This is a genomic window from Pantoea brenneri (assembly GCF_038594305.1).
Classification (GTDB): Bacteria; Pseudomonadota; Gammaproteobacteria; order Enterobacterales; family Enterobacteriaceae; genus Pantoea; species Pantoea brenneri.
The window spans coordinates 2045034-2070336 of sequence record NZ_JBCGBG010000001.1 but is presented as its reverse complement, the minus strand read 5'-3'; the positions used below and the strand labels follow the sequence as shown (position 1 = coordinate 2070336).

Below are 25303 nucleotides of genomic sequence, written 5' to 3'. Positions count from 1 at the left end.
GTGTTGTGTTGAATCGGGGGAAGGGGGCTATTTTGTCAGAAGCGTGGCGCGCTGTCAGTTACAGTTTCAGACGCGTACGCGCTTTCCGGCTTTTTCGTCGCGACGAGTGCCGGTCTGCATGCGTATGATATCTGCAGGACAATCAGGGGACGATGTAATGATTTGGATAATGCTTGCTACTCTGGCGGTGGTGTTTGTCGCTGGATTTCAGCTGCTCACCGCTGGCTCACGTCACGCCGCTCAGCGGCTCAGCAAACGGCTGCAGCTGCCACCGGTACAGGTGGAATCAATGATCTCTATGATGGGGAAAGAGGCGGCGAAAGAGTTTACCGACTATCTCAGCAACGATAATGAAACGCATCTGCATAATGGCGCAGCGGTACTGCTGATCTGGCAGGTGTTGATTGTTGACGGCAGCGAGGAGAACAGTCAGCGCTGGCATGCGATTCTCAGTCGTGCTGGTTTTCCACCGCTTATTAGCCGCCAGCAGCTGCTGCTCGCGCTAGGCTTTCTGCGCCAGCTGGAGCCGGACATCCCGGCGCTACATGCACTTCGTGAGCAATACAATGCGCGTTTCACACCACAAGGGATTGAGCTGGAAGGAGAATTTACCGACAACAGTAAACTCGTGTCGCTCAGCGAATGGCGCAGGCGTCACTGACGCCAATTGGTCATTACCGCAGCACTTCGCTGCGGAGGAACGGCAAAAACGTTGACGTACCCGCTTCCCGACGTATAATCCACGCCATCTCCATGCGCCCTTAGCTCAGCTGGATAGAGCACCGGCCTTCTAAGCCGTAGGTCACAGGTTCGAATCCTGTAGGGCGTGCCAATACCTTTCAATGACTTACGCCAGCTTCAATCCTACCTGATTATCTCCTTGTGTCGTATTTGTGTCGCTCTCACCCAAAAGTGAGTCAATTTTGCGCGCATGCTAGGTTAGGTGCAAGGTGAGCATACCGGCGCACCATTTCGATACTTTCCCATCCACCCATTTCCTGCAGCGCGGAAAGCGGCACGCCAGACTGGATTAACCAGCTCGCCCAGGTGTGCCGCAAGTCGTGAAACCGGAAGTCTTCAATACCGGCTCGTTTGAGTGCTGCGCGCCACGCAGTGTTTGAATCGACCCGCATCTTCCTGACGCTTGCTGGAGTCGTTCCGTCATTCCGCTTCACCGATTCGGTGTGAACAAATACCCAGTTGTTGTGCCGGCCAATCTGTCGTCTCAGGACTGATTTGGCCATTTTTTTCTTTTGCTCACGTATTTCGATTTGTTCCGGTGTAACAGGAGAGGCGTTTGGCGTTTTACGCAGCTGTTTTACCCATTTCGTCATCGTAAAAAGGCCAACGTGCATGGCCTTAGCTGCCTGAGCGGCTATGTAATTTTGAACGACAACCAACTGGGCTGATACACGTCTGAATTCAGGACTAAAATTTCTTATTTTCATTGGTGCACCTGTGTTGTTCTGAGATGAGCATATCACCTCTGTTCAGGTGGCTAAATTCAGTAAACCACTTCACACACCCGGTTTACTGTAGCAACAGATATTCAGGTTTACGTCTGCGATCCTCAATCCTGCTGGCAACGCGGCTCCAATGAAAATATGAACAGATTGCTCAGGCAGTATTTTTCAAAAGAAACTGACTTATCGGTTCATAGCCAGCAAAGACTAAACAGTATTGTCAGGCAGCTCAACGAGAGGCCATGAAAACGCCAGGCAATGAATCACCCGCAGCGCGTTTCAACCAATGTGTTGCATCCATCGGTTGAACTCACAGCCAGAATCGGACGCTTTCTTGTTCAATAAATATTCAGCAGATTAGGCTTTTCTGAATAAGAATGTTTATTTGTTATTCACGGTTTCAATTTTACGCTATCAACCGCAGAACGTGCGACCACGACCTTACCTGTGATGCCGCCATTTTCAATAAGTTGATGCGCCTCACGCAGGTGAAATGCATTAAGCGGATGAATCATGTGGTTTACAGTTGAACGCAGCACGCCAGCATTAACCAGGGTGGCCACTTCGTCGAGAATATGATGTTGTTCAATCATGTCCGGCGTACCAAACAGTGGACGGGTAAACACCATTTCCCAGTGCAGAGAGACACTTTTGGCCTTAAATGGCACGGCATCCAGCGAATTATGGTCAGTAATAACGCCGATTTTCCCCTGTGGCGCAATTAATTCAGCAAGCTCCTTCCAGTGCTCAGTTGTATTCGACAATGCAGCAATATGGGTGACTGGCGGCACAGATAATGCGCTGATTTGAGCCTGCAAAGGTTGGCAATGATCAATGACGTGATGCGCGCCATGCGCCAGGCACCATGCCCGACTTTGAGCACGAGAAGCGGTGGCAATGACGGTCAGGCCCGTCAGCTGACTCGCGAGCTGGGTTAACATTGAGCCGACCCCACCTGCAGCACCGATAACCAGCAGGCTGCCTGGGACAGGCTGCTTATCTCGTCGCACGCTTAGCCGATCAAAAAGAAGTTGCCATGCGGTAAGAGAGGTTAATGGCAGTGCAGCCGCTTCAGCAAAGGTCAGGCTCTCTGGCATATGACCAACGATGCGTTCGTCAACAAGATGAAACTGGGCATTGCTGCCGTTCCGGTCGAAAGAGCCGGCGTAGTAAACCGCATCGCCAGGCCGGAATAGCGTAACGTTTTCACCTACCGCCTCAACAATACCGGCGGCATCCCACCCCAGGCTATCAACGCTATCAGGCGCAGCAACCTGCCCTCCTCGAATCTTCGTATCCAGTGGGTTGACGGAAACGGCGTTAACGTCGACACGTAAATCGTGCGGTCCAGGAATCGGACGTTCAACCTCCACATCAATAAGGCAGTCAGGATCGGCCAACGTTGAGCCTTTGCTGTATTTTATGGCGGTCATGTTTAAAGGATTTGTTGTCATCATGATCTCCAGTTAATGGCAAAATGACGACGGCTCAAATATATGAGGTGGCTGCGATTGAACGTGTTGAAATGCAGGCAAGATGCCTTGAAAAACGATGACACAGAAATATACATCGTGGTTTAACCTTTCCGGGAGAACAAGGTCAACATCCTACCTTTGCAGGTAAGCGGGAATAAGTAGGATACGGTTCCTTTCACTGCGGAACTTTCAGTCATTAATAAAGGGTTAAAATGGACAGCCTGAGTGGTTTAACGGTGTTCGTACAGGTTGCGGAGACACGTAGTTTTGTGGCGGCGGGTCGGTTGCTGGGTATATCTGCTTCTGCTGTGGGCAAAAGCATGACAAGACTGGAAAAAAAACTGGGTGTACGCCTTTTCCATCGCAGCACGCGTAGCATTACACTAAGTGCAGAAGGGGCGCTCTTTCTGGAACGAAGCCGACGCATACTGTCCGAAATCGAGGCTGCAGAAGTGGAGCTTTCTCAGGAAGCAGGCACTCCGCAAGGTCGCTTACGTATCAGTTTGCCAATGATGAGTGCACTGATGCTGCAAGTGCTGGTCGAATTTATGCGCGAATATCCCAGGGTTGAACTGGATTTAGATTTCACCGACAGGCTGGTCGATGTGATAGAGGAAGGCTTCGATATTGTGATCAGGGCAGGTGAGCCGACGGATTCACGTCTGGCGGCCAGAAAAGTTGGTACGTATAGTTCGGTGCTGGTGGCTTCTCCTCAATATCTGGCTCAGCGCGGTATCCCGAAGCATCCTGCTGACTTATCGGTGCACTCTTGTATACATTATCGTTTTCCCCACAGTGGCAAGTTGGAACCGTGGGAGTTATGCGGTGCAAAGGATAAAGCCGAACTCTCTATTCCAGCCTCTATGATCTGCAATAACATCGAGACACGGCTGCATTTTAGCTTGCAAGGGCTGGGAATAGCCTATCTGCCAGAATTCGCGGTCAGACAAGCCCTGTCAGAAGGGCGGCTTTGCACAATTCTGGACAGTTATTCAAAACGAACGGGTGTGTTTTATGTTCTCTGGCCTGCCAGTAAGTATCCTTCACCAAAAGTACGGGCCCTGGTAAACTTTCTCTGCGAGCATTTTCTGAAGGACACCACCTGAACATTTCGTCCATAATCTACAGTGCCCATGCGTTATCAGGGCGACCTCTGTACCTTTTGCCCGTTAAAAGCGGCCTTGTCTCAAATCGCAGCTTCTAAAAACTCAATAAATGCCCGAACTTTCGCATTAAGTGCCGAACGTTCGGTGACGCAGGCATAGATATTCATTGGCAGGGACTCAACGCTGCTCTCGCCATTGTGCCCTGACCAGTACAACGGTCTTAACTGACCACTGTCTATCAACGGCTGAGCAACGAAGCTCGCCAGACGAGCAATGCCGCCCCCGTTGACTGCTATTTTTGCAATAATATCAATATCATCACTGATGAAGCTGGGGTCAGGTTTTGCATTGACAGGTTGTCCGTTGACCATAAACGTCCATGGCAGAAACCGTCTGTCGGTTGGATAGCGGAAAACCAGGCAGGCGTGCTGGCTAAGTTCTGCGAGTGTCTGAGGCGTGCCAGCACGGTCAAGGTAAGCGGGAGCTGCGCAGAATATAAACGGCAATGACGCGATTTTCCTGGCGATCAGTTGATCATTCAGCTGCGCCTCAATGCGGATACTGACGTCGACGCCTTCCAGCCGATGGTCGACGTTGCGATCGGTAGCGATCAGTTCGATATCTATGTCGGGGAAGGACGCTTTGAAAGCGGGCATAAGTGGCGCCAGAACGTACCGACCAAACGCGGCTGTAGTAGCGATACAAAGTGGTCCCTGCGGTTTGGTTTCATTGGCCGCAGCCTGCGAGGCGAGCTCTATATCATGTGGAATGTGGCGTACTTTCTCGAAATAACGCTTACCGTTTTCAGTTAAGGTCATGCTACGGGTGGTGCGCGATAGCAGTCGCACGCCCAAATGCGCCTCAAGACGAGAAAGACTCTGGCTGACTGCTGCCGGGCTCATACCTTTAGCGCGTGCCGCCGCTGCAATACTGCCGTTCTCCACCACGCGGATAAACGTGCTGATCAGCCCTAAAACGTCCATCTTATCCTCAATGCTTCATTCGTCACTTTTGCTTAATAATGATTAAAGCATAACCACGCTACAACCGTCCTGATAAGCTTGTTAGGTTAGCAGCAGTTCCGTTCATCTTTATTAATCAGGATATCCCGATGACTGATGCTATCGCTAAAAATACCCGACGAAATCGCCTGCCAAAGCGCGCTGCACCGTACATATTTGCTTTTTATATGGCGACCATCATGGCATTCCTGATGAGTCTGGTCATCACGTTAGCCGAATTCGGAATGGGACCCCATTACCTGACAAATGTGATGAATGCTTACCAGGTCGCCATGCCAGCGGCTTTCTTTTGCATACTGGTTGTCCGTCCTGTCGTTATCCGTCTTGTTGGATTGACCGTTCACGGTCACTGAGACCTGAAGAACGGCCATGCGTTTTTCGTGCATTTAAAAACAACATTGCTGGCTTCTGTCAGCCGCGTTAAGAGGGCAATCCTGAATCATCCGAGATGAGATCCTCAGCAAAGCCGGCAGGGCAGGGCTGGACGGCTTTCAGCCACGCGAGGTGTTTATGGGGCAGGGAAACTGCCCGATATGATCACCCGTAAAGCGCCTGATTATCCCGCTGGGTCAGTGTTAAACGTAACGAAGGGTAACCAGGTTTTAGTTTTATCCATTCTGGCAAGGCGTCTGGTTTTAACTGGCTATGCTGGTAAGTAACTGGAACACGCCAGTCATTACATGGAGAAAAAAATATGAAGAAGTTAACGTTTGGCATCATGGCCGCTGGCCTGCTTTTCAGCATGAGCATGCAGGCTGAGGCGAAGGGATGCCTTAAAGGCGCTGCTGTTGGAGGTGTCGCTGGCCATGTTGCGAATCACGGCGTTGCAGGTGCCGCTGCCGGCTGCGCTGTAGGCCATCACATGGCTAAGAAAAAACAAAAAGAAGCAGATAATCAGCAACAAAGTCAGAAATAACATCCTTTAACCACTATCACCGGGCTGTTTGAATTAAACCTGTTTCAGTCACGACTGATTTCAGCCCATTTTCAGTCGCTGGCTGGCCAGGGTTGAAAACCACCGGATGGTGTCAATCAATGATGAAGAGATAACCGTTATCCGTGGCCGCAAAAGTGACGCATAAAGTGAGGAGAGGTGAGCAAGGGGAAGTGACAGCCTGCCCATGCTGCCCTGCGCTGGCAGATTGATAGAACCAACAATGCCAGTCCAGCGACATGCTGGTTCGCGTAATAAGAGAAATGAACTGTGGCTCTCTTCGTTTAAAAGAGAGCCACAGGTTAGCCTATCAATATCGCTCTGATGTCATTAACGTTGGTTAATGTCGGTCCGGTTATCAGCAGATCGTTAATCGCATGAAAATAGCTGTAGCTGTCATGCGCGTTCAGATAGCTAAGCGCATCAAGCCCACAGGTTTTGCCGCGCAACAGCGTATCAGGAAAAATCATCGCACCCGCCGCATCCTCGGTGCCATCAATACCGTCACTGTCTCCCGCGATGGCCCAGATTCCGCTTTCTCCCCGCAGTGCGCAGGCCAGCCCAAGTAAAAATTCGGTATTACGCCCGCCTTTACCTGCCTTTCCCTCGCTTACCGTCACCGTTGTTTCACCCCCTGACAGCAACACTGCTGGCCCCTTCAGCGGGTAGCCGTGCTGCTTCACTGATTTTGCGATGCCCGCCATGACGGTGGCGACCTCCCGGCTCTCACCTTCGATGGCGTCACCGAGTATCAGTGGCGTAATACCGTGACGACGTGCCGCACTGGCCGCGGCCTGTAAAGCCATCGCGGGTGTGGCAATCATCCTGACCTCACCGACCGGCAGCATGCCTGACAACGCCGGCGGCTGGTTCAGCAGATGGCGAACCGCGGCGGAAACTGGAATAGCGTAGCGTTCGAGCACCTTCAGCGCATCTTCTGGTGTGCTGCTGTCAGCCACCGTCGGACCGGATGCCACATCCGCCGGATTATCACCCGGAACATCGCTGATAATCAGCGAAACCACCTGAGCAGGCTGCGCCAGTGCCGCCAGCCTGCCACCTTTTACTGCCGACAGATGACGCCTGACCAGATTCATCTCTCTGATGCGGGCACCGCTGTGCAGCAGTGCCCGGGTAACTGACTGTTTATCGGCCAGCGTGATACCCGGCGCGGGTAAGGCCATCACGGCGGAGCCACCGCCAGATATCAGCGCCAGCACCAGATCGTCGGGTGTCAGGCCGCGCAGCGTTTCCAGAATCAGCATCGCCGCCGTTTCACTCATCGCATCTGAAACCGGATGTGAAGCCTCCAGAATGCGGATACGCCCGGCAGGCACGGCGTGACCGTAGCGCGTTACCACCACGCCACTGACATCCACGTCTGGCCAGGCGGCATCCACCGCCGCTGCCATCGCGGCCGACGCCTTGCCCGCCCCGACCACTACGCAGCGGCCGGCGGGCTTCTGCGGCAGCGCAGCCGGCACGACAGGCCCGGGACGGGCACTGTCAACCGCCTGCGTAAAGATTTCCTCCAGGATCGCTGCGGCCCGATCGTTTCTCATTGTCAGGCACTCTCGGCAACGGTTGAATGGGATTCGATGAACTGCACCACGGCACGCGTGACATCGGCCGTTGTTGCCGTGCCGCCCACATCGGGCGTCAGGATGCCGTGGGTGCAGACGTGTTCGATGCCTTCCATGATCAGCGCGGCGGCCTGATGCTCGCCCAGATGCTCCAGCATCTGCACCGCCGTCCAGAAGGTAGCGATCGGGTTAGCGATGCCTTTACCGGTGATATCAAAGGCCGAGCCGTGAATCGGCTCGAACATGGAAGGAAAGCGCCGCTCAGGATCGATATTTGCGGTAGGCGCTACCCCCAGGCTGCCCGCCAGCGCGCCCGCCAGGTCAGATAAAATATCGGCGTGCAGGTTGGTAGCGACGATGGTATCCAGGCTTTTCGGATGCAGCGTCATGCGGTGTGTCATGGCATCAACCAGCATTTTGTCCCACTGCACATCCGGAAACTCCTGCGCCACCTCAGCGGCAATTTCATCCCACATCACCATGCCATGACGCTGCGCATTGGATTTCGTTACTACCGTCAGCAGCTTACGCGGGCGGGATTGCGCCAGTTTAAAGGCATAACGCATGATGCGCGTGACACCGACGCGGGTGAAAATTGCCACTTCGGTGCCGACTTCTTCCGGCAGACCTTTATGGGTGCGGCCACCGTTACCCGAATATTCGCCTTCGGAGTTTTCGCGCACGATCACCCAGTCGAGATCGCCCGGCCCGCGGTTGCGCAGCGGCGACGTGACGCCGGGCAGAATTTTGGTCGGCCGCACATTGGCGTACTGATCGAATCCCTGGCAAATTGGCAGGCGCAGTCCCCAGAGGGTGATGTGATCAGGCACATCCGGTGCGCCCACCGCGCCGAAATAGATCGCATCGAATTTTTTCAGCGTCTGCAAGCCATCTTCCGGCATCATCACACCGTAGCGTTTGTAGTAGTCAGAACCCCAGTCGAAAGTCTGAATATCAAATTTCAGCTGCGGATCGCGCTGTGACAGCGCCCTGAGGACGTCAATGCCGGCTGAGATGACCTCAGGACCGATACCGTCAGCAGGAATAGCGGCAATAGAATAGTTACGCATGGTGTTTCTCCGTGTCGATTAATGAGTGTGAGGTTGATGAAGTTCTGTGGTCTGTGGCTTTTTCGCTTTTCCGGCCAGAATCAGTACCGTCAGGGCTGAAACCATCAGCAGTCCGGCCACGAAATAGAGGCCCCAGGTATAGCTGCCGGTTTGCTGGCGGATGATGCCAATCATCATCGGGCCGACAAATCCGCCGAGGTTGCCAATCGAGTTGATGGCAGCGATGCCCGCCGCCGCCGCCGGTCCGCTCAGAAACAGGGTAGGCATGCTCCAGAGCGGCGGCTTGGATGCGCTGATCCCGACCGTAACCAGCGTCAGGGCGATAATTACTGAGAAAAGGGTAGTGACGCTGCCGGCGTAAATCAGTCCGGCTGCCGCCAGCAGACAGGCAGCGATAACGTGCCAGCTGCGCTCACGGGTCCGGTCGGAGTGGCGGGCCCAGAGGATCATGCCGAGAACGCCAAGCACCGCCGGGAAGGCATTAAGAAAACCGATCTCTAACGATGAGGCACCGAAGCTGTGAATAATCTGCGGTGCCCAGATACCCAGGGTATAAAGACCGGCTGAGGTGCCAAAGTAGACCAGCGCCAGTGCCAGCACCCGCTTATCTGCCAGACCGCGCCATGCGCTGCTGTGGCTCTGGCCCACCGCCCGCGCCTGCTCTTCAGCCTGCATGGTATTTTGCAGCCAGGTCCGCTCTTCTTCGGTCAGCCATTTGGCTTTGGCCGGTCGGTCAGTGAGCCAGAACAGCACCACGATGCCCAACAGTAAGGCCGGGACTGCCTCCAGCACGAACATCCATTGCCAGCCGGCGAAGCCCATCAGCCCATGCATTTCCAGCAACGCCGCGGAGATAGGAGAGCCAAGCGCGGTGGAGAGCGGCGCTGCGGCCATGAAAATGGCGGTGACCTGCGCACGTTTTACCGCCGGGAACCAGTAGCTGAGATAAAGAATGATGCCAGGAAAGAAACCGGCCTCGGCCACGCCGAGCAGAAAGCGCAGGATATAGAAGCTGGTGGTGCCCTGCACAAACGCCATACAACCCGAGACCAGTCCCCAGGTGATCATGACGCGGGCGATCCAGATACGGGCACCCACTTTATGCAGAATCAGGTTAGACGGGACTTCAAACAGAAAGTAGCCGAGAAAAAAAATCCCGGCACCGAGCCCGAAGACCATCGGCGAAAAACCCAGGTCCTGATTCATGGTCAGGGCGGCAAAGCCAATGTTAACCCGGTCGAGAAATGCGATGAAATACAGCAGCATGATAAAAGGAATAATCCGCAGCGTTACTTTGCGCATCACCTTTTTTTCGAGGTCATTGTGCATAACAGGATGCTCCACAGTCAGGTAGGGTTGTTATCGTTTTGTTGTGAACTCAGTATGCTGTTTTAACTGGCGTTATCATCGGCAAGGGTTTATATAAATAATTTGCATAATCTGAATGCGGGCAATAAATGGATATAAATCAGCTGAGATGCTTCGTGGTGGTAGGTGATGAGCTTCACTTTGGCAGGGCTGCCCGCAAGCTTGAAATGATGCCTGCGTCACTGAGCCGTTTTATCCGGTTACTGGAAGAGGATCTGGGTATTCGCCTGCTGAATCGTTCGACCCGAAACGTCTCCCTGACCCGGGAAGGCGCGGAGTTTCTGATTGACGCTAAATCCGTTGTTGCAGATTTTGATGCGTTACGGCTTAAGTTTCGTAAAAATATGATATCGCAGAAAAAAACGCTGCGGATCGGTGCCATTGACAGTGCGGCGAGGGGATTACTGCCGAAACTGCTCAACCTGTTCGTTAGCGCTTTTCCTGATGCGGATATCCATATCAGCGAAGATAAATCGCACAGTCTGATCCCACGACTGACCTCCGGCTGGCTGGATCTGGTCTTTGTCCGGCCGCCAGAACAGACCGACGTCACCCTGACCACCCGCTTTATTGCCCATGAAACCTGTGTGCTGGCGGTGCCGGCACATCACCGGCTGGTGGATTACGACCGGGTGAGCATAGAGGATTTTTGCAATGACCCCGTCATCGTGCCGGAAAGACGCACCCGTCCTCACAGCCATGACCTGACGATGAACCTGTTCAGAGCGGCCGGCAGGTACCCGGTGATTGCGCAATATGCCGAGGAAAAACAGACTATCCTGAGCTTTGTTGCCGCCGGACTGGGCGTGGCGCTGGTTCCTTCCTCTTACCGCAACATGAACGCGGATGGCGTAAAGTATCTGCCGCTGGCTCCGGTCGATGATATGGAAATTGAAGGGCTGCCGCTGTGTGTGATGTGGCACCAGGGAAACAGGGATAGGTACGTTAATGCCATGCTGACTATCCTGGCGGACAATCGTGAGATTTTGACAAAAGACCTGTAGCGCCAGGCTTCAGCCCGCAGTTCGCCGACGCGAGCCGGGCACTAAAGTGGATAATTTATGACTGAGAAAACCTACTATCACAGCGATTCACTTGAGATGAATTCCCAGGTCATCAGCTGTACGCCCGGGCCGGATGGCCGTTTCCGCGTCATTCTTGCGGCAACCCTGTTCCATCCGCAGGGCGGGGGACAGCCTTCTGATCAGGGAACCCTTAACGGTGTGGCGGTGCTTCAGGCCGTGCAGGAAGGTGATGAAGTGATACATCTTACCGATGCGCCGGTTGCCGCCGGGCCGGTTCATCTCGCCGTCGCGCCTGAGCTTCGCGCTATCCACACCCGCTATCATTCCGCCGGGCATATCATCGGCGTGGCGGCCGAAAAGTATGGCTGGCATGGTATCAAAGGGAATCACCGCCCGGGCGAGGGCCGGGTTGTATTTGAAGCGATTGGGCTGACCACTACGGTAACGGCGGAAAACCTGGCGGCGGAGGTAGCAGAGATAGTGGCGCGCGATCTTCAGCGGATCCTGTCGGCCGAAGAGGGGCGCCGTAGCGTCACCTGGGGCGATCTGACGCCCTACGCCTGTGGTGGCACGCACGTGAACAAAACCACCGAAATCGGTAAGGTTCGCATCGTTAAGGTTAAAGAGAAGAAAGGTCAGTTATCGGTACAGTACGAACTCGATGACTGATCTGCTCCTGCTGCTGACACATCCTTAGCCATCCGCTAATCAGGGGATTATCCGCAGCATCTCCCGGCACCGCACAGAGCATCCTGAACATTGTGGGGAGGGTCACCGATCTGGCCGGAGCGATGGACAGCCTTTCCCTGGCCTCTTCCGGGCAGGTCCTGCCAAAAGGGAGTTGCCTGCACCCTGCCACAACTCAATCACTGAGCGGGCCTCATCCCGCAGCCGCTGTCATGGTTTTGTCATAACTCGCTCACCCTGATGTCAGAGTGGGTTTCATATCCTGTAGGCGAACCTTCCCAAACAGGAGCACGAAGATGAAACTGAACAGCATTACTCTGGCCGTGGGCATGTTGCTGGCTATCGCTGGCGCTGAGGCGCAGGCACAGTCGCAGCCGGTAAAAAATATTGTGCTGGTACACGGCGCTTTTGTTGGTGGCGCGGGCTGGCGTCCGGTCTATGACCGGCTGACCCAGGATGGATATCACGTGACGCTGGTGCAACAGCCGCTGACCAGCTTTGCAGAGGATGTGACGGCGACGCGACGGATTATCGATCAGCAGAATGGCCCGGTGATTCTGGTCGGTCACAGCTACGGCGGGGCGATCATCAGTGAAGCCGGTAACGACAGCAAAGTGGCGGGTCTGGTCTACATTGCCGCCCATGCGCCGGATAACGGTGAAACCGAGGCCAGCAACGGTAAAAAATATCCCAACAGCGCACATCCGTTTGCCCGCTCGGCCGATGGCTATCTGACCATTGCACCACAGTATTATCACAGCGATTTCGCTGCCGACCTGCCTGCTGTGCAGGCCGATTTTGAAGCGCATGCGCAGATGCCAACCAACGCTGCGGTGTTCACCGCTAAGATTGCCGATCCGGCGTGGAAAACCCACCCCAGCTGGTACATGGTGGCGAAAGCTGACAAAATTATCAGTCCCGATCTGGAGCGCATGTATGCCAGACGCGCGCACAGCCATACGGTAGAAATTGCCGGTGCCAGCCATTCGGTGTATCAGTCACATCCTGATGATGTCGTAAAATTGATCGAGCAAGCCGCGCAACAGGCGCAGCCCTGAAAATAACCAGCAGGAAGAGGCGCATGAAAATTCTGGTGATTGAAGACGAGGCCAAAGCTCGTGATTACATGCGCAAGGGATTGACCGAAGCCGGTTTTATCGTCGACGTGGCGGAAAATGGCGTTGATGGTCTGTTCTATGCCCGCGAGCATCATTACGATCTGATTTTACTCGACGTGATGATGCCCGGCCTTGATGGCTGGCAGGTGATGGCGGCGATGGATAAGCAGATCCACACGCCGGTCATCTTCCTGACGGCTAAAGGCACGCTGGAAGATCGCATCAAAGGGCTGGAGCTGGGCGCGGATGATTACCTGGTCAAACCTTTTTCCTTTGCCGAACTGCTGGCGCGCGTCCGTACTCAACTGCGGCGCGGCAGCCAGCAGAAGCTGCCGGATATTCTCACGCTGGCCGATTTACAGCTCGACGTTTTTAAACGGCGCGTCGAGCGTGGCGGGCAGCGTATCGATCTCACCAACAAAGAGTTCAACCTGCTGCATCTGTTCCTGATGCATCCTGGCGAAGTGCTGACCCGCACCGTGATCGCTTCCCGCGTCTGGGACATGAATTTTGATAGCGACACCAACGTGGTCGATGTGGCGGTTAAACGTCTGCGGCAGAAAATTGATGGCCCGTTTGCCTATCCGCTGATCCACACGGTACACGGTGTGGGTTATCGCTGCGAAGCAGAAGCGTGAAGCGACGCTCCCTGGCGCTGCGTCTGTCGCTGATGCTCAGCGTCACGGTGATCGCTATTTTTTCACTCTGCGGATTTGCGCTTTATCACTCACTGGCCCAGCAGATTGGCGTGCGGGACGATGCCGCACTGCTGACGCGCATCGATCAAATCCGTACGCTGCTGCGCGATGAAGATGCGATTACGCTGATTCAGCAGAAACCGCGACTGTTCGCCAATATGCTTGGCAATACCGAGTCGTTGCTGGTGCTGCGTTTTCCCGGTCAGCCACCGCTGATCGTGGTGAATCCCGGCCAGCGTCCTCTGCCGGCAATTACGCCGGTTGCCGCTGACCAGCCGCTGACGCTGTCGTCGGTGCATCATCTGGTCAGCGCCAACGGCACGCCGTTTATCTCGGCGGCGGCACTGACGCCGACCCGGGATGGCAGCGGGCAGATTGAGATCCTCACCGGCCGCCTGATGCGTGACCGGACACAAACCCTGAGCCATTATCGTCACCAGATCCTGCTGGCGACTGCGTTGGCGGCGTTGCTGGTGGCGGCGATCAGCGTCTGGCTGGTGCGGCGCGGTTTGTCACCGCTGCGCAGCCTGACGGCGGAAGCGGAAGCGATCGATGTGCGTCACTTGTCCCGCCGGATGCCGCAACAGTCGCAGGCTGAATTACAGCCGCTGGTGGCCGCCTTTAATCAGATGCTGAGCCGCCTCGACGTCGGTTATCAACAGTTGAGCCAGGTTTCTGCTGATATGGCACATGAACTGCGGACGCCGATCGGCACGCTGTTAGGCCAGACCGAAGTCGCGCTGAGCCAGACGCGCAGTCAGAGCGATTATCAGGCGTTGCTCGGCTCCAATTATGAAGAGCTGGAACGGCTGGCAAAGATGATCGACAACATGCTGTTTCTTGCCAAAGCCGAAGATGCCAGTCAGGCACTGAATGAACAACCTCTCGATCTGGCGCAGCTTGGCGGCAAACTGCAGAGCTATTTTGACGATATGGCAGAGGAAAAGGCGATGCGGCTGGAGATGCAACTGCAGGGCGAACTGCGGGCCGATCCGCAGTTAGTGCAACGCGCGCTGGCCAACCTGATGGCCAACGCGCTGCGCTACGGCGATGCGGGCACGCCGGTGAGCGTCTGCAGCAAGGTCCAGCCGACGGCTATCGAACTGGTGGTGGAAAATCACGGCCCGACGCTGAGCGCCGAACAGCAGGCGCGCGTTTTTGATCGTTTCTGGCGTGCTGAGGCGTCACGGCATCAGGGCAGCAGCGGGTTAGGGTTGTCTATTGTGCGCAGCATTATGCGCTTACACCACGGGAGCTGTGAGGTGAGCAGCGCGCACGGCATCACCCGGTTTACGCTACGCTTTCCGCGACGCGATTAACCGGGAGATTGCGGCCCTGCTGGCCCGGAAAATGTATCGATGCTGGATCAGCACAATGCAGCCCGTCAGGCGACATAACCCGCCGGTTAAACCCCCAAAGTGCGCGCATTAACCGGCTGTGCTCACCGGTTTGCTGCCCCATATTCCCTGACAAAGATCATAGATGCGTCAGCCAGGCTACCGTAGTCTGTGCTGAACGTCGCGACAGCGATAAGCCTTTATGACAACCGCCTGTTTACCGCGCAACTGCCTTCATGCAACACGTGGGACCAGCAATGAGAGCCATTAACGTCATGGATCGATCATGCTGATTACTGCCACAGCCCTCCGTTGTTACTGCGTAATCGGTCATGCCATCGCCTCAGGATGGATCAGGGAAGAGGGTTACCCTCAGCGCGCCCGCGCCCGCGTCAGCAACAGCCAGACCGGGAAAACGGCGTAAAGCGCAACCAGCCGGCGCGCTGAAGCTGCGCCACAGCATGCGGGATCGCAGAGCAACACATCACCGACTAGCCGGGAGGCATTGAATTGTAATGACCATGCAGAACGTAGAGACCCTGACCCCCTCGCGTCCGCGCTGGACGATTAAAGATACCGTCTGGATGATGGGCGTTTATGGCGCTACGGTGGGAGCAGGTACGCTATTTTTACCGGTTGAAATCGGCACGCTCGGCCCGATTGTCTTCATCATGATGTTACTGCTGGGATTGCCGCTGTCAGTGATCCCTCATGTGCTGATCTGCCGGGTTTTCATGCGGGACAACCAGACGGCGGATAAGTCCCTGCCGCTGTTTGGTGCTTACTTTGGTGCCAAAGGCAAACAGGCCATCAAGATGTTTTTCTGCACCGCGCACTTCCCGATTACGCTGGTATACGGAATCTCGCTGGTGAGCACCATCAACGACTATTACAGCAATCATCTGCATCTCGGCACGCTGAATCGCGGCGCGCTGGTGTTTGTGGTTCTGGGCCTGCTTTTCCTGATGCTGAGCAAAGGGCGTGAAAAGGTGGTAAATACCCTGAGTGTGTTAGCTATTCCGTTCGCCTTAACCATTCTGCTGATTGCCATTATCCAGATCCCGGCATGGGACATATCCAACTTTCTCCGGCAGCTGAGCGCCACCCGCCATGCGCCTGCCGGTGAGACGCTCAAAAATCTGTGGTTAACGCTGCCGCTGATTACCTTCGCTTTCTGCTCTACGCCGATGATTAGCCCGCTGGCGTCGTGGTATCGCCAGGCGGGCAACGGTGGTGAGAAGCAATCGGTGTTTGTGGTGCGGGCGGCCTACGGCCTGATTTTTGTTTCGATTGTCTTTTTCGTACTCAGCTGCGTTTTGAGCTATCCGCATGAAACCTTTGTCAGAGCCAAAGCGGATAATCTGAATATCATGTCAATTATGCAGGGCAAAGGCGGCTTTAGTTTGCTGGCGTTGATTGCGCCCTTCATCGCGCTAATCGGCATGACCAAATCTTTTCTCGGCATTTCGCTGCCGGTGGCAGAGACGTTAACCACCCTGACCGCCGACGCAATCAGGGCGACCGACGCGGCCGGTCAGCGTAAGGCCAGACGGATCGCTTTCGCGCTATTGTTCGGCTTGTCGTATGCGATTGTGTACCTTAATCCCAACGTTATCGGCCTGATTGAAACCGTATGCGGGCCGCTAATCGCTATTTTCCTGTTCGTGATACCGGCTTATCTGATTTATACCCGTGAAGCACTGCGTCCGTTGCGTGGCGCGAAGGCTATCATCGTCATTATGGGCGGGCTGCTGACCGTTTCCGCGCTGCTCTATTCAGCCATTTAACCGCGAATAAATAAGCCTGCGCCGGTGCGACCCGCGCCGTGATTATGTCGCACTCACTGGCGGTTCGGGCTGATGATTAACCCTGGCCGGATTGGCTGTTGCCCGGCCAGTTCCGACCCGATGACTGGCACGCCCTGAAACTGCGGGCGTGCCGGGCGAGCTGTTTCTCCGTCACCAGACCGTGACTTTTTAATCCATCACCATCCAGCGCAATATTTCCTGACGACCTCGCAGCTTCACGCCCACCGAAATGACTATTGCCATATTCCGGCAAAATATTCCTGTTTTAAGCATTTGTGATCGCTGCATATATTCACTGAGAATGAGTTCACACCATCACGAGGATGATAACACCCTTAAAGCGCGTGATTTATCTGGCTTTCTGAGGTTAACAAAACATCGCCACCTCAATACTTTTTTCCTCCGGGAAAGTTTTTAAATATCAGGAGAAAGATGCCAGTGAAATTTATAACCGGAATGACCTTTATTGCCCTTGCGCTGAGTGCGCACAGCGCGGTCGCTGCCGAACAATCGGTGCCGACTGACAGCTCAGTGCATGTGAAAGCCGATCCGGCGTTGAAAAGTCTGATACCGGCCGATATTGCGCAGCGAGGCTTTATTGTGGCCGGAACCAATCCCAACACGCCGCCAACCACCTTCTATAAAGACGATAATAAAACGCTGGCTGGCCGTGAAATCGACATCATGAATGCCGTCGGTGAACGTCTGGGGATTGCAGTACAGTGGCGCGACACCGGCGGCTTCGACAATATCATTCCGGGCCTGAAAACTGGCCGTTACGACGTGGCGCTGTCAAATATCAACGCCACGCCAACCCGCCTGAAACAGATCGATTTTGTCGGCTATTACAATGCCAGCCGGCTCGGCATCATTTCAAAGAAAGACGCGGCGATCGCCCCGTTCACCTCACTCAGCGACGTGTGTGGCAAAGAGGTGGGGGCCGGTTCGGGCACTACTCAGGTGACCCGGCTGGAGGAGGCCAGCAAAGCCTGTGAGGCGGCGGGCAAACAGCCGATCAAGGTTTCTGTCTTCCCGGATCGTCCGGCCGGCGTGCAGGCGGTGGTCAGCGGTCGGGTGCCAATGTTCCTCGGGCCGTATGAAGGGCTGCTGTGGCAGGTGAAGGTGATTAAACCGCTGACCATGAGCGGTGAGATCAGCGTTAATGATGCGCCGGTCTCGGTGGCTTTCCCGAAAGACTCTGCGCTGGAACCGGCAGTTCAGGCGGCGCTGAATTCACTGATCAAAGATGGCAGCTACCAGAAAATCCTCGATAACTGGGGAATTGGCTTTGGTGCGGTGACCGAAGCCAGACGTAATCAGGACATTTTCAAATGAGTGCGCCTGATGACCACACCGACGATCTGAGAATTGTCGGTAAACGCTACTATGGACGCTGGCTGAGTGCGCTGGTCGTGCTGTTGTGCGTGGTGGCGATGGCGAACTCGATGATTAACAATCCACGCTTTGAGTGGGACGTGATTGCGGCGAACTTTACCGCGCCCTCCATTCTGCAGGGTGTGTTAATGACGCTGCAACTGACGGCGATCTCGGTGGTGCTGGGGTTTGCTTTCGGCACGGTGCTGGCGCTGATGCGCCTCTCCGCCAACCCGGTGCTGGTCGCGGTAAGCTGGGCCTATACCTGGTTTTTCCGCGGCGTGCCGATGCTGGTGCAGCTGTTTCTCTGGTACAACATCGCGGCCCTTTATCCCAAAATCGCGCTGTCGATCCCCGGTTATGGCGAGATCTGGAGCGCCCAGTCCAATGCGCTGGTCAGCCCGTTCAGCGCCGCGGTGATCGCGCTGGTGATGCATCAGTCTGCTTATGCCGCAGAGATTGTGCGTGCCGGCATCCAGAGCGTGGGTAATGGGCAGGTTGAAGCCGCACGCGCCCTCGGTTATCGCCCGGCGCAGATTTTCCGCTATACCGTGTTACCGCAGGCAATGCGTGCCATTCTGCCGCCCGCCGGTAATGAAATTATCGGCCAGTTAAAAACCACCGCGGTGGTATCGGTGATCTCACTGCAGGACGTGCTGTTCTCGGCGCAGATTATTTATCAGCGCACCTATGAAGTGATCCCGCTGCTGCTGGTCGCGACGCTGTGGTATCTGCTGATGACCTCGGTGTTGTCGGTGGGACAATATTACGTCGAACGTTATTTTGGCCGCGGCGTCACCCGCCGTGAAACGCGCCGTTTATGGCCGTCACTGGCGCGCTTTTCTGGCTTGAAAACCGCAAGGAGCACCAGCAATGGCTGAAGCGATCGCACTGCGCAAGGTCACCAAGCGCTTCTCCGGCGTGACCATTCTCGATGAAGTTAACCTCGATATTCCCGCCGGCTCGGTGACCGTTATCCTCGGTCCGTCCGGTTCGGGTAAATCGACTCTGCTGCGCTGTATCAACCACCTCGAAAAGCTCGATGGCGGCACCATCCGCATTGGCGGAGAGAGGGTGGGATATCAGCAAAAGGGCCAGGCGCTGCATGAACTCAGCAGCCGGGCGATTGCCCGCCAGCGCGCTGAAATCGGCATGGTGTTCCAGCAGTTCAATCTGTTCCCGCACCGCACCGTCTTGCAAAACATCATTGATGCACCGATGCGGGTGAAAAAACAGAATCGCCAGCAGGCGACCAGCAAAGCGCTGGCGTTGCTGAAACAGGTGGGTCTGGACGGACGCGAGCAGGAGTGGCCGCAAAATCTTTCCGGCGGTCAGCAGCAGCGTGTGGCGATTGCCCGTGCGCTGGCGATGGACCCCGGCGTGCTGCTGTTTGATGAGCCGACGTCCGCGCTCGATCCTGAGCTGGTCGGCGAAGTGCTCCAGGTGATAAAGCAGCTGGCGCACTCCGGGATCACCATGGTGGTGGTGACCCACGAAATTGGCTTTGCTCGCGAAGTGGCGGACAACATTGTGTTTATGGAAAGCGGCAAAATTATCGCCGCGGGTCCGACACAACAGGTGCTCGACGATCCGGCCAACGGACGGGTCAGAAACTTTATTGCAACGGTGCTGTAAGCAGCGTTTTTTGTTGCCCGTAAGCCAGGAAACGTGATGACGCAGAAACCGGTAATGCACAGCGCGCATTGGGGGGCTTTTCATGCCCGGCGCGAAGGCGATCGCCTGATTATCGATCCGTTCGAGGGCGATCCTCATCCCAGTCCTTTATTGCAAAACTTCCAGCAGGCACTCAATCATCCGGCGCGGGTTGCCCGCCCGATGGTGCGGCGTGGCTGGCTGGAGAATGGGCCGGGTCCCGACTCGCGTCGCGGGGTCGATGACTATATCGCCATCGACTGGGACGACGCCCTGCAACGGGTGGCGCAGGAGCTCTCGCGGGTCGGGCAGACCTGGGGGCCGGCCGGAATTTTTGGCGGCTCATATGGCTGGTCCAGCGCCGGTCGCTTCCATCATGCACAAAGTCAGGTGCACCGCTTTCTTAACACCACGCTCGGCGGTTATGTCCGGTCAGTCAACAGTTACAGTTCCGGCGCGGCCTCGGTGCTGCTGCCGCACATCGTCGGTGAGATGAACGAAATTGCCCGCCGTGGCGTGAGCTGGGAAGAGATCGCCAGCCACAGCGATATCGTGCTGGCCTTTGGCGGACTGGCGCTGAAAAATTCTCAGGTCGCCAGTGGCGGTTTGAGTGAGCATACCGAACGTGATTTTATGCAGCAGGCGGCGCGGCGCGGAACCCGCTTTATCTCGGTCAGTCCGCTGAAAAGCGATCTGCCGGACGACGCGCGGGGCGAGTGGCTGGCACTGCGACCCGGCACCGATGCGGCGTTTATGCTCGGTCTGCTGGCAGTGCTGATCGAAGAGGCGTTAACCGATGAGGCGTTTCTGGCCCGTTATTGCGTCGGCTGGCCAGAGATGGTGGCTTATCTGCGCGGTGAAGAGGATGGCGTAGTGCGCGATGCGCACTGGGCGGCCAGCATCTGTGGCGTCAGCCACGACGTTATCAGACAGTTCGCCCGTCAGCTGCACGGCAAACGGGTGCTGGTGACGGTGGCGCATGCGTTACAGCGCGCCGAGCACGGCGAACAACCGGTGTGGCTCGGCCTGGTGCTGGCGGCGGCACTCGGCCAACCCGGCCTGCCCGGCGGCGGCTACACCTATGCGCTTGGCGCGTTGGGCCATTATGGCAAACATCATAATCTGGTCAGCTTTCCGGCCTTACCGCAGGGTAAAAATGGCATCGATCGCTTTATTCCGGTGGCGCGGATTGCCGATATGCTGCTGAATCCGGGCACCCGATTTGATTACAACGGCCGTCAGCTGCGCTATCCCCATATCCGTCTGGCTTACTGGGCGGGCGGCAATCCTTTTCATCATCATCAGGATCTGGCGCGCCTGCGTCAGGCTTTTTGTCAGCTCGATACTTTTATCGTGCATGAGAGCGCCTGGACCGCCACCGCTCGCCATGCCGATATTGTGTTGCCCGCCACCATGACGCTGGAGCGGGAAGATATCGGCGGTGCGCCAACCGATCGGCATTTAATCGCGATGCAGCCGGTGGCTGCGCCTTATGCTGAAGCGCGCGATGACTACACGATTTTCAGTGAACTGGCGCGGCGGCTCGGCAGGGAAGAGGCGTTTACCGAAGGGCGTGATGCGCGTGGCTGGCTGCAACATCATTACCATCAGCTACAGCAAAAACTGGCGGCACATCAGGTATCGATTCCGGATTTCGACACGTTCTGGCAGCAGGGCGTGCTGACGTTGCCGCAGTTAAAGGATGGTGGCCGGATGATCAACGCGTTTCGTGCCGATCCTGATGCCGCACCGCTGCCGACACCAAGCGGAAAAATTGAGATCTTCTCCGCCACCATCGCCAGCTTTAACTATCAAAACTGTCCGGGTCATCCGGTGTGGCGTGAGCCGCAGCAAAAGCCGACGGCTGATCATCCCTTCTGGTTGATTGCCAACCAGCCAGCGACGCGCCTGCATAGCCAGCTCGATTTTGGCGACTTTAGCCTGAGCGGTAAGCGCGACGGACGGGAAGTGTGCAGCCTCAATCCGCAGGATGCGGCCCGGCTGGCTATCGCCGAGAGCGATCTGATTGAGCTGTACAACGATCGCGGCCACGTGCTTGCCAGTGCCCGCGTCACCGACAGCATCATGGCTGGCGTGCTGCAGTTGCCTACCGGTGCCTGGTACGATCCGGTCGATCCTGCCGCCGCCCGCCCGTTATGCCGTCACGGTAATCCGAACGTGTTGACGCTGGACATCGGCACCTCCTCCCTGACCCAGGGCTGCAGCGGACAGATTACGGTGGTGCAGGTGCGGAAATTCAGGGGCGAACGGCCGCCGGTGCGGGCTTTTATTCCGCCACACTAAGCCGCTATGGCCGCAGACTTTGCAGCAGTGCGTCTGTCACTGCCTGCAAATCGGCGGTTGAGCGCAGCGCGCTGTGCGCCAGCAGTTCCGGTGAGCTGTCACCCAGTGCCAGTCGCAGTTTACGCCCGACATCAACGTCCTCCGCCAGCGATTCCTGCCGCGTGCGCTGCTGATGCCGTGTGCTGCCATCCGCCAGCGACAGCGTCACGCGGTGAAAGCGCTGTGCCGGATTGAGGGCATCCGGCGGCGCAGAAGGATCCGGCATACGGCGAACGCGGGCGGCCAGCGGCATAATCTCCGGATTAACATCGCCTTCGGCAAAATCTGACAACCGCAGATCGCCGTAAATCAACATCGCGGCAATCACATATTCGAGGCTAAAGCGCGCTTCGATACCGTTGACTGGTACCGTGACCGGGGCGGCAATGTCACCGCCGGGCGGAAAGGCGACGGTGATAGCCACGATCTGGCGCAGCAGTGCATCAAGCGGCTGGCCGCTGGACAGCCACTGCTGGCGTAGCAGACCCGCCGCTTCCGCCGCGCTGTGGGTACCGGCGCAGGTCGGGAACGGCTTAAACTCCAGCCCGGGGGCGCTGATACGCCAGGGCTGACCCCAGTTCTGCGTCAACTTTTCCGGCTGCGCCTGGCCATCACTGCTGGCGGCCAGAAAGGACTCAATCACATTTTCTGGTCGGCCCGTCATGCCAGCCAGCGTCAGCTGGGCCGAGGTCACCGCACGTTCCGCCGCCAGGCCGGCATGCAGCGGTTTTACCGCCGAGCCAAACTGAGCGCGTAAACCGCTGGCCTGGGTAGCCGCGATCCCCAGCAGGCTGGCGGTGGCGGCAGCGGACAGGCCGAGGAAACGAGCCAGCGCCGCGGCGGCGGCAAGGGTGCCCAGCGTCGCGGTGTTGTGATAGCCCAGCGCATAGTGCTGCTGGCTGGCCGCCAGTCCCAGCCGGCCGGCCGTTTCCACCCCCACCACATAGGCATCACAGAACTGTTCCACGCTGGCGGCGGGCTGGCCTGACAGCCAGGCAAACAGCGCCGGCAGGATCACCACGCTGGGGTGACCGCGGAAATCGGCATGGAAATCATCATAATCGAGCGCATGACCGGCGTAGCCGAGCAGCAATGCCTGCGAACGGATGCCGCCATCACCGTAGACGGTACGCAGCGCCGGTAAGCCGCTATCAGGCACCTGACCCTGTAACACCGGCCAGCTCACCGCCAGAAAATCGGCTATCCCTTGTCGCGCGTGGTCGCGTGCCCGCGCATCCGGTTGACTGTGGACGATGCGCTCAGCCAGCGCGGCGGTCCCGCTCATCAGGACGGCTCCAGTGTGAGAGCTGTCCGCGCCAGATCGGCCAGATAGCGTGCGGTGGGCAGCAGCACGGCATCATTAATACGAAATGCCGGATGATGCAGCGCATAGGGTTCTCCGGTACCGATCATCATAAAAGCGCCGGGCAGCTGTTGCTGGTAAAAGGCAAAGTCTTCGCCAATCGGGCTGGCTTCCACCACCCGGGCTTCAAATCCGCTGGCGCTGGCCTGTTGCAGAGCAACCTCTGTCCAGTAGGCATCATTCACCACGGACGGCGGTCCGGCCTGCCAGTTAAAGCTGATTTGCGCATCAAACGCCGCGCCGATGCCCGCCACCAGGGTTCGGAAGCGCTGCTCAAGCCGTTCGCGGGTAGGCTGCGAAAACGATCGCACCGTCCCCTCCAGCCAGGCGCCTTCCGGAATGACGTTCCAGGTGCTGCCACTGTGAATCTGCGTAATCGAGACCACCGCGTTATCGGCGGACGGGGCGTTACGGCTGATCAGCGTCTGGGCAGCGGCGACAATCTGCGCCGCAATAACAATCGGATCGTTACCCTGATGGGGTTTGGCCGCATGACTGCCGATGCCGGTAATGCTGATATCAAAGCGATCTACTGCGGCGGTAAGCGGACCCGCTTTACTGCCGATCACTCCCGCCGGCAGCGAGGGATCGTTATGGAGTCCAAAAATCACCCGCGCATCGGCGAGGGCACCGGTAGCGATCACCGCTGGCGCGCCCTGGCCCGTCTCTTCCGCCGGCTGGAACAAAATGCGTACCCGGCCGGACAGGCTGGCTTCCTGCTGCTTTAACAGGATTGCCGCGCCGAGCGCCGCGGTGCAGTGGAAATCATGGCCGCAGGCGTGCATGACTCCAGCACGTTCCGATCGAAAGCTGACGCCGGACTGCTCCTCAATCGGCAACGCATCAATATCAGATCGCAGCACCACCAGCGGTCCCGATGACGATCCTATCTCCGCCACCAGGCCGGTTTTCAGCGGTAGATCGAGGATGCGGATCTGATGCTGCTCCAGCTGCTGCCGCAAGCGGGCGGTGGTTTCAAATTCCTGGTTCGACAGTTCCGGAAAACGATGCAGTTCATGGCGCAACGCGATCAACCGTTCGCCCAGCGCCGCCTGATCTAAGGTGCTCATGCGATGTTCCCTTGTGGTGGTACCTGACGGCTCAGCCAGGCATGGTGTGCCGCTTCATCCAGCACTTTCTTCATATAGAGGGTGATGTGGCCTTTACCGAGGTCAGTGGTATGCATCGGCTGGAAGCCACGCTTGAGGTAGAGCTGTTGCAGCCACGGATGGCTGAGGGCGGTACCGAGAGAGACGGCCGGTGCGCGCAGCTGACCAATCAGGATCTCCTGCTCCAGCCGATGGAGAATCTGCCGGCCGAAATGCTGGCCAGCATAATCCGGATGCGCGCCAAACCAGCCGATGTGCGGCAGGCCAAACGGACCGGGCAGCGGCCCCCAGGGATAACGCAGGGTCACTGAGGAGACCATTACACCGTCGGCATACAGCGCATAAACTCCGTGACTTTGCAGATGGCGCAGCGCCTTATCCCGATCGGCCGTGGCGGCATCGAAATGGATGCCGAGTGCTTTTACCGGCGCATAAGCGGCGTGCATCAGCGCCAGATAGAGAGTGATTTCATCTGCTCTCACCTGACGAAAGTCGAGTTGCATAATATTTCCCGGAATAGCCACCCGGCGGGCGGATAATTAAGTCAGCGTTTAAGGTTAATGAGATTAACAGTTAAAACCCGGTGGCTATATCTGAAAAATAACTATCCTAATGCCTATTTGTGAAATTGAATTGGCCGGTTTTTGATTGCTTAAATTGGTGGTTGCCGTAGTATGAAAAAAACAAATGCCGCTATAACAAAACGCCATTAACTCCATGTAATAAATTAACTTTATCGGTTATAGCCTCCCTTATAAACCGGCGTT

At 56.5% G+C, this 25303-nt stretch carries 22 protein-coding genes, 1 tRNA gene and 3 pseudogenes; 16 read left to right on the top strand and 10 right to left on the bottom strand.

The window, feature by feature from the left end; genetic code table 11:
- Window positions 1-157: 157 nt before the first annotated feature.
- Together AABB92_RS09795 and AABB92_RS09790 are read left to right on the top strand one after the other, a co-directional pair.
- Complete coding sequence (locus tag AABB92_RS09795) at window positions 158-661, top strand: DUF1198 family protein (RefSeq protein ID WP_031376077.1); 504 nt, start codon at window positions 158-160, stop codon at window positions 659-661.
- A gap of 94 nt (window positions 662-755) precedes the next feature.
- A tRNA-Arg gene (locus AABB92_RS09790) sits at window positions 756-832 on the top strand.
- Window positions 833-847: 15 nt separating this feature from the next.
- Here the strand turns inward: AABB92_RS09790 and AABB92_RS09785 are convergent.
- Both AABB92_RS09785 and AABB92_RS09780 read right to left on the bottom strand, forming a co-directional pair.
- A pseudogene (locus AABB92_RS09785) lies at window positions 848-1232 on the bottom strand (site-specific integrase); the annotation flags it as partial.
- Window positions 1215-1448 (bottom strand): annotated as a pseudogene (locus tag AABB92_RS09780) (transposase); the annotation flags it as partial. The pseudogenes AABB92_RS09780 and AABB92_RS09785, both read right to left, overlap by 18 nt.
- A gap of 108 nt (window positions 1449-1556) precedes the next feature.
- On the opposite strand from AABB92_RS09780, the pseudogene AABB92_RS09775 reads away from it, so the two are divergent.
- A pseudogene (locus AABB92_RS09775) lies at window positions 1557-1771 on the top strand (transposase); the annotation flags it as partial.
- Window positions 1772-1855: 84 nt separating this feature from the next.
- Here the strand turns inward: AABB92_RS09775 and AABB92_RS09770 are convergent.
- Complete coding sequence (locus AABB92_RS09770; RefSeq protein WP_238585838.1) at window positions 1856-2917, bottom strand: zinc-binding alcohol dehydrogenase family protein; 1062 nt, start codon at window positions 2915-2917, stop codon at window positions 1856-1858.
- Between the two features lie 233 nt (window positions 2918-3150).
- Here AABB92_RS09770 and AABB92_RS09765 point away from each other — a divergent pair, with 233 nt between their 5' ends.
- Complete coding sequence (locus AABB92_RS09765) at window positions 3151-4044, top strand: LysR family transcriptional regulator (protein ID WP_046288474.1); 894 nt, start codon at window positions 3151-3153, stop codon at window positions 4042-4044.
- An 80-nt stretch (window positions 4045-4124) separates the two neighbouring features.
- Here the strand turns inward: AABB92_RS09765 and AABB92_RS09760 are convergent, their stop codons facing one another.
- Window positions 4125-5027, bottom strand: a complete 903-nt coding sequence (locus AABB92_RS09760; RefSeq protein ID WP_031376079.1) for a LysR family transcriptional regulator — start codon at window positions 5025-5027, stop codon at window positions 4125-4127.
- Window positions 5028-5155: 128 nt separating this feature from the next.
- Here AABB92_RS09760 and AABB92_RS09755 point away from each other — a divergent pair, with 128 nt between their 5' ends.
- Window positions 5156-5419, top strand: coding sequence for a DUF2798 domain-containing protein (locus tag AABB92_RS09755; protein ID WP_031376080.1), 264 nt, complete (start codon window positions 5156-5158; stop codon window positions 5417-5419).
- Between the two features lie 341 nt (window positions 5420-5760).
- Window positions 5761-5982, top strand: coding sequence for a hypothetical protein (locus tag AABB92_RS09750; protein WP_072050994.1), 222 nt, complete (start codon window positions 5761-5763; stop codon window positions 5980-5982).
- 320 nt (window positions 5983-6302) lie between these two features.
- On the opposite strand, the gene AABB92_RS09745 is transcribed toward AABB92_RS09750, so the two are convergent.
- Genes AABB92_RS09745 through AABB92_RS09735 form a run of 3 tightly spaced genes read right to left on the bottom strand, consistent with a single transcriptional unit; the run spans window position 6303 to window position 9982 of the window.
- Complete coding sequence (locus AABB92_RS09745; protein ID WP_046288473.1) at window positions 6303-7562, bottom strand: glycerate kinase type-2 family protein; 1260 nt, start codon at window positions 7560-7562, stop codon at window positions 6303-6305.
- Between the two features lie 2 nt (window positions 7563-7564).
- The gene (locus AABB92_RS09740) at window positions 7565-8653 is read right to left on the bottom strand and encodes a tartrate dehydrogenase (RefSeq protein WP_031376973.1); all 1089 of its coding nucleotides are present in this window, start codon (window positions 8651-8653) and stop codon (window positions 7565-7567) included.
- A gap of 18 nt (window positions 8654-8671) precedes the next feature.
- Window positions 8672-9982: an MFS transporter gene (locus AABB92_RS09735; RefSeq protein WP_031376972.1), complete on the bottom strand. Its 1311-nt coding sequence runs from the start codon at window positions 9980-9982 to the stop codon at window positions 8672-8674.
- Between the two features lie 128 nt (window positions 9983-10110).
- Between AABB92_RS09735 and AABB92_RS09730 the strand changes: the two genes are divergently transcribed.
- From AABB92_RS09730 to AABB92_RS09685, 10 genes are all read left to right on the top strand, one after another.
- Window positions 10111-11025 (top strand): LysR family transcriptional regulator, encoded by a 915-nt coding sequence (locus AABB92_RS09730; protein WP_031376971.1) that lies wholly within the window; start codon window positions 10111-10113, stop codon window positions 11023-11025.
- Between the two features lie 57 nt (window positions 11026-11082).
- Complete coding sequence (locus AABB92_RS09725; protein WP_031376970.1) at window positions 11083-11715, top strand: serine-tRNA(Ala) deacylase AlaX; 633 nt, start codon at window positions 11083-11085, stop codon at window positions 11713-11715.
- A gap of 314 nt (window positions 11716-12029) precedes the next feature.
- On the top strand, window positions 12030-12791 hold the full coding sequence (locus AABB92_RS09720) for an alpha/beta fold hydrolase (RefSeq protein ID WP_031376969.1): 762 nt from the start codon (window positions 12030-12032) through the stop codon (window positions 12789-12791).
- A gap of 23 nt (window positions 12792-12814) precedes the next feature.
- Entirely contained in the window at window positions 12815-13489 is a 675-nt protein-coding gene (locus AABB92_RS09715; protein WP_031376968.1) for a heavy metal response regulator transcription factor, read from the top strand.
- Window positions 13486-14868 (top strand): heavy metal sensor histidine kinase, encoded by a 1383-nt coding sequence (locus tag AABB92_RS09710; protein WP_031376967.1) that lies wholly within the window; start codon window positions 13486-13488, stop codon window positions 14866-14868. Before AABB92_RS09715 ends, AABB92_RS09710 begins: the two co-directional genes overlap by 4 nt.
- 602 nt (window positions 14869-15470) lie before the next feature.
- Window positions 15471-16673 (top strand): amino acid permease, encoded by a 1203-nt coding sequence (locus AABB92_RS09705; protein ID WP_031376966.1) that lies wholly within the window; start codon window positions 15471-15473, stop codon window positions 16671-16673.
- Window positions 16674-17126: 453 nt separating this feature from the next.
- Entirely contained in the window at window positions 17127-18029 is a 903-nt protein-coding gene (locus AABB92_RS09700; protein WP_374043807.1) for an ABC transporter substrate-binding protein, read from the top strand.
- Window positions 18026-18949 carry an amino acid ABC transporter permease gene (locus AABB92_RS09695; RefSeq protein WP_031376964.1) on the top strand — a complete coding sequence of 308 codons (924 nt, stop codon included), beginning with the start codon at window positions 18026-18028 and terminating at the stop codon, window positions 18947-18949. Before AABB92_RS09700 ends, AABB92_RS09695 begins: the two co-directional genes overlap by 4 nt.
- The gene (locus tag AABB92_RS09690; RefSeq protein WP_031376963.1) at window positions 18942-19703 is read left to right on the top strand and encodes an amino acid ABC transporter ATP-binding protein; all 762 of its coding nucleotides are present in this window, start codon (window positions 18942-18944) and stop codon (window positions 19701-19703) included. The genes AABB92_RS09695 and AABB92_RS09690 overlap by 8 nt, the downstream gene beginning before the upstream one ends.
- Window positions 19704-19739: 36 nt before the next feature.
- Complete coding sequence (locus AABB92_RS09685) at window positions 19740-22025, top strand: molybdopterin-dependent oxidoreductase (protein WP_046288472.1); 2286 nt, start codon at window positions 19740-19742, stop codon at window positions 22023-22025.
- A 4-nt stretch (window positions 22026-22029) separates the two neighbouring features.
- Here AABB92_RS09685 and AABB92_RS09680 read toward each other — a convergent pair whose 3' ends face one another.
- Genes AABB92_RS09680 through AABB92_RS09670 form a run of 3 tightly spaced genes read right to left on the bottom strand, consistent with a single transcriptional unit; the run spans window position 22030 to window position 25039 of the window.
- Window positions 22030-23349: an MmgE/PrpD family protein gene (locus AABB92_RS09680; protein WP_046288471.1), complete on the bottom strand. Its 1320-nt coding sequence runs from the start codon at window positions 23347-23349 to the stop codon at window positions 22030-22032.
- The gene (locus AABB92_RS09675; RefSeq protein WP_031377990.1) at window positions 23349-24497 is read right to left on the bottom strand and encodes an amidohydrolase; all 1149 of its coding nucleotides are present in this window, start codon (window positions 24495-24497) and stop codon (window positions 23349-23351) included. Before AABB92_RS09675 ends, AABB92_RS09680 begins: the two co-directional genes overlap by 1 nt.
- Window positions 24494-25039 (bottom strand): GNAT family N-acetyltransferase, encoded by a 546-nt coding sequence (locus AABB92_RS09670; protein ID WP_031377989.1) that lies wholly within the window; start codon window positions 25037-25039, stop codon window positions 24494-24496. Before AABB92_RS09670 ends, AABB92_RS09675 begins: the two co-directional genes overlap by 4 nt.
- Window positions 25040-25303 lie beyond the last annotated feature (264 nt).

Coding starts and splice junctions, on each gene's coding strand:
- AABB92_RS09795 (WP_031376077.1), top strand. CDS start 158: ATGATTTGGATAATGCTTGCTACTCTGGCGGTGGTGTTTGTCGCTGGA.
- AABB92_RS09770 (WP_238585838.1), bottom strand. CDS start 2,917: ATGACAACAAATCCTTTAAACATGACCGCCATAAAATACAGCAAAGGC.
- AABB92_RS09765 (WP_046288474.1), top strand. CDS start 3,151: ATGGACAGCCTGAGTGGTTTAACGGTGTTCGTACAGGTTGCGGAGACA.
- AABB92_RS09760 (WP_031376079.1), bottom strand. CDS start 5,027: ATGGACGTTTTAGGGCTGATCAGCACGTTTATCCGCGTGGTGGAGAAC.
- AABB92_RS09755 (WP_031376080.1), top strand. CDS start 5,156: ATGACTGATGCTATCGCTAAAAATACCCGACGAAATCGCCTGCCAAAG.
- AABB92_RS09750 (WP_072050994.1), top strand. CDS start 5,761: ATGAAGAAGTTAACGTTTGGCATCATGGCCGCTGGCCTGCTTTTCAGC.
- AABB92_RS09745 (WP_046288473.1), bottom strand. CDS start 7,562: ATGAGAAACGATCGGGCCGCAGCGATCCTGGAGGAAATCTTTACGCAG.
- AABB92_RS09740 (WP_031376973.1), bottom strand. CDS start 8,653: ATGCGTAACTATTCTATTGCCGCTATTCCTGCTGACGGTATCGGTCCT.
- AABB92_RS09735 (WP_031376972.1), bottom strand. CDS start 9,982: ATGCACAATGACCTCGAAAAAAAGGTGATGCGCAAAGTAACGCTGCGG.
- AABB92_RS09730 (WP_031376971.1), top strand. CDS start 10,111: ATGGATATAAATCAGCTGAGATGCTTCGTGGTGGTAGGTGATGAGCTT.
- AABB92_RS09725 (WP_031376970.1), top strand. CDS start 11,083: ATGACTGAGAAAACCTACTATCACAGCGATTCACTTGAGATGAATTCC.
- AABB92_RS09720 (WP_031376969.1), top strand. CDS start 12,030: ATGAAACTGAACAGCATTACTCTGGCCGTGGGCATGTTGCTGGCTATC.
- AABB92_RS09715 (WP_031376968.1), top strand. CDS start 12,815: ATGAAAATTCTGGTGATTGAAGACGAGGCCAAAGCTCGTGATTACATG.
- AABB92_RS09705 (WP_031376966.1), top strand. CDS start 15,471: ATGATGGGCGTTTATGGCGCTACGGTGGGAGCAGGTACGCTATTTTTA.
- AABB92_RS09700 (WP_374043807.1), top strand. CDS start 17,127: ATGCCAGTGAAATTTATAACCGGAATGACCTTTATTGCCCTTGCGCTG.
- AABB92_RS09695 (WP_031376964.1), top strand. CDS start 18,026: ATGAGTGCGCCTGATGACCACACCGACGATCTGAGAATTGTCGGTAAA.
- AABB92_RS09690 (WP_031376963.1), top strand. CDS start 18,942: ATGGCTGAAGCGATCGCACTGCGCAAGGTCACCAAGCGCTTCTCCGGC.
- AABB92_RS09685 (WP_046288472.1), top strand. CDS start 19,740: ATGACGCAGAAACCGGTAATGCACAGCGCGCATTGGGGGGCTTTTCAT.
- AABB92_RS09680 (WP_046288471.1), bottom strand. CDS start 23,349: ATGAGCGGGACCGCCGCGCTGGCTGAGCGCATCGTCCACAGTCAACCG.
- AABB92_RS09675 (WP_031377990.1), bottom strand. CDS start 24,497: ATGAGCACCTTAGATCAGGCGGCGCTGGGCGAACGGTTGATCGCGTTG.
- AABB92_RS09670 (WP_031377989.1), bottom strand. CDS start 25,039: ATGCAACTCGACTTTCGTCAGGTGAGAGCAGATGAAATCACTCTCTAT.